Annotated in this window: 5 protein-coding genes; all 5 read right to left on the reverse strand. The window is 33.4% G+C overall.

Translation table 11 applies throughout. The annotated features are described in order from the left end of the window. A partial coding sequence (locus tag Q0L65_RS05040; RefSeq protein WP_296684157.1) for a hypothetical protein occupies window positions 1-746 on the reverse strand: 746 nt, incomplete at its 3' end. Further along, a complete protein-coding gene (locus Q0L65_RS05045; RefSeq protein ID WP_296684158.1) occupies window positions 743-940 on the reverse strand; it encodes a hypothetical protein in 198 nt (65 codons plus the stop codon). The genes Q0L65_RS05045 and Q0L65_RS05040, both read right to left, overlap by 4 nt. Beyond that, window positions 937-1311, reverse strand: a complete 375-nt coding sequence (locus Q0L65_RS05050; protein WP_296684160.1) for a hypothetical protein — start codon at window positions 1309-1311, stop codon at window positions 937-939. Before Q0L65_RS05050 ends, Q0L65_RS05045 begins: the two co-directional genes overlap by 4 nt. Further along, window positions 1308-1511 carry a hypothetical protein gene (locus Q0L65_RS05055; RefSeq protein ID WP_296684161.1) on the reverse strand — a complete coding sequence of 68 codons (204 nt, stop codon included), beginning with the start codon at window positions 1509-1511 and terminating at the stop codon, window positions 1308-1310. The genes Q0L65_RS05050 and Q0L65_RS05055 overlap by 4 nt, the downstream gene beginning before the upstream one ends. A gap of 2 nt (window positions 1512-1513) precedes the next feature. After that, on the reverse strand, window positions 1514-3165 hold a 1652-nt coding region (locus tag Q0L65_RS05060), incomplete at its 5' end, for a hypothetical protein (RefSeq protein WP_296684163.1).

Consider the following 3165-nt stretch of genomic DNA (forward strand, 5'->3'; position numbering starts at 1 on the left):
TCAGCCAATATTACTCGACCATCCGATGCAGTTACAACCAAGTCTCTCTTTAGTCTGTTAATCACATTATAAGTAACTGGTTGCATCTCAACTGGGATAATATGCTCAATTACCTTTGTAGTAAATCCAGCTCGTTCTTGGGTAAAGGTTATGATGTATGGCTTAATAATTGGATATATTTTATCATACTTCGCATCGCTGTAGTCATTGACTTTGGCATATCCTAAGTTCTTTAGCTTGACGTTCACATAATCATTCGCCCACTTATAAAAGTTAACGTACTGCTTGAATGGAGAATAGCCTGACACCCAAAACTGATGGTATATTTGACTGTATGACTCAGGGTTCATAGTTCCTGACATCAAAACCATAGATACTTTAGAGAATCTACATTTATAAATCTTAGCGAAACCGCTAGGTTTTGGATAGGAAGCGAATAAACCGTGGGCTTCGTCACATATAATTAAATCAAAGTTATTCGACTCAATTTTATGTATAGACTCTTTGTTGATTATGGTTAAATCAAAGGTATATCCAAAATCGTTATAATCGCCTTGAATAGATGAGAATGCCTTGATTTTGGTAATAAACAATACTTTGTTAGCTCCGTACAACTTAGCAGTCTCCAAAGCCATAAGTGTTTTACCTACACGAACCATACAGTTGAGGTACACTATCTTTTTATCAGTAAGTATCTTAACCGCTTGACTTGCTATATCCTGCTGGTAATCTCTAAGTTGTTTCATAAATTTTTAGTTATTTCTTTTAATTTCAAAGCAATGTCGCCATTTCCGACAGTATATGGATGGTCGTCTCTGTTTATAATATAGTCATAGTATTCTATAGCCATTTTTTTTGCTTGAGATTTATTATAAACACCAGTATAATAATAGACTAATTTACAGTATTCACTTAATCTTCTTTTTGCTTCTGCTCTCATATCGATTTACCAAATACTTCTTTGTATTTGTAGGCTAAGTTAGTATTACAAAATTCAATCTCTTCATCGGTTAAAGTCTTATAAAAAATAGTCTTTCCTCCAGTAAACTTCTTTGCTTTGATATTTGACTTCTCATTCAAATAATTACGGAATGACTTCTTACACTCCCTCATATAAAATGGGAATAGCGGTAATCCATCATAACGCTTATCTACCGACTTAATCAGTCCAAACTCCCACGATAACTTATCGGTATGAATTTCATCTTTCATCGTTATTTTATCCAACTTCAATAACTCCTGAAACTTCTTCTTAATTTCTGTAGAAGGTCTATTCAAAACAAACGCAACTTCTCTGTAGTTTAGTGTCATAATCCTTTTTCTTTTTTATAAATTTCTAATAATTCTTTTAGATTTTTTTCATAATAACCTTCTCCATATAACCTTAATTCATTACACCACTCTGCAAACTCAATAGCATATTCATCTGCTATTTTTACTTGTTGTTCAAGTATTTGATTCCAAGTTTTATCTAATTCGTCTACATTTTTAAACTTTTCTTTTAGTGTCATAATTAAAAATCATCTTCATCAATTAATACTCCTTGTTTTGTGTTTAAAATAAACCATCTACTACCATTTGAAATTCCATCAACATACTCATAATTCATAAATGTACAGTATTTCTGCATCCAAATATTAAACTTCTTGCGAGTCAACCATTTCTTAAAGTCTTGGTATTCATTAGTAAATCTATCATAATACACTTGTTTATCCAATCTACAGTCTAACGCTACATTATCTCTATCGTCTATCCATTCTTTGAACTCCATAGAAGTCTCAGCGATAAACTTACGTAACTTAATATTTTTAGCATTCTGAGGCACAAGTCCTAATTTCAAATAAGTCTGTAAGCAATACACCATATAATTATCGAAGCGAGTAAATTCTTCACTATCCCAATCATCAAATAATTGTCTTCCAAACTCATCTGCTGGAGTAAGTGTTTTACCGTAATATTGAGCGAACTCTACTTCAAACCTACGTCTGTCGTGTGAGTTTCCTTCTCCTTTTATAGCATAATTAGTAGAGATAACCATTCTAGGGGAATCCTCTACTGATAATTTGATTGCATCTTTATTTTTACGCTCCAGGGTAATTCCCTCTGTAACTAAACTAAATTTAGACTCAAAGTTAAAGTTACGCACCACGTCATCAAATACTAATATTTGGGTCTCTGTCGATACAGTCTGATAATCAAACTTTTCATCTTTTAAAGTTTTACCATCTAAGATAGCAGTGCTTCTAATTTGAGCCACACCTTGCATCCATACCCCTTTTCCAGTACCTCCTTCGGGGTTGTCAGAAATAGTCTCATCATTTAGGATAATCGCTCTATTCTTAGACTTATTTTTATAATTGGATAATAAGTACCCAGTAACAGACTCTAAAGAGAGGGGTTCGTTATTAGAGACATTGAATATAAATTTCTTGTAATCATTATCAAAGTTATCAACCTTAATAAAATCTCTATTAATAATTTGACGCTCCCACACATATCCGCCTACCTCAATATATTCAACCAATTCAGCGGTGTCTTTGGTTACTACTAATACTCCGTTCTTATAAGCGATAAATGATTTATCCCTAGTGTCTTTAAGCATCATCAATTCAATAGTATCGAGCATAATTAAAAACTCCTCACTAAATAAATTATGGTACTTCACACAATAATTCCAAACTTCAATTTCTCCACGAGTAAGCAAGTAATCCAGTACAAAATCTTTGATACGCTCTTTAGAGGTTTCAATTACTCTATTCTCAAACACATACACTAAATTAGAATGTTGTGTATCGGCTGGGTAGTATTTCTTAAAGCCATTACGCTCTAAAAAGGTCTTATATTTCAGCGAGTTAATAAGTACCTTACCCTTTTCGTCTATAGACCAAAAAACGCTGTGGTCGCTTTCTTCCTTTATCTCATCGTAAGTACCCTCCGAAATACTGTATTTGTCTACTACTGCTTTTTTACCCATCTTCAAATCAGACTTGATTCGGTCTAATTTGGTGTAATCCTCGAAGAACTTACTATTAGCGGTACGTTTACGATAAGCAGAACGAATAGCAGTTATAGCTTCTGATTCTGGAAAGTCTCCAATGACGATATTATTTAAGATGTAGCCCTCGGCAGTATATTCAGATACTCCATACTCACAGAATGCTCCAG

It is taken from the genome of Flavobacterium sp., assembly GCF_024642105.1.
GTDB lineage: Bacteria > Bacteroidota > Bacteroidia > Flavobacteriales > Flavobacteriaceae > Flavobacterium.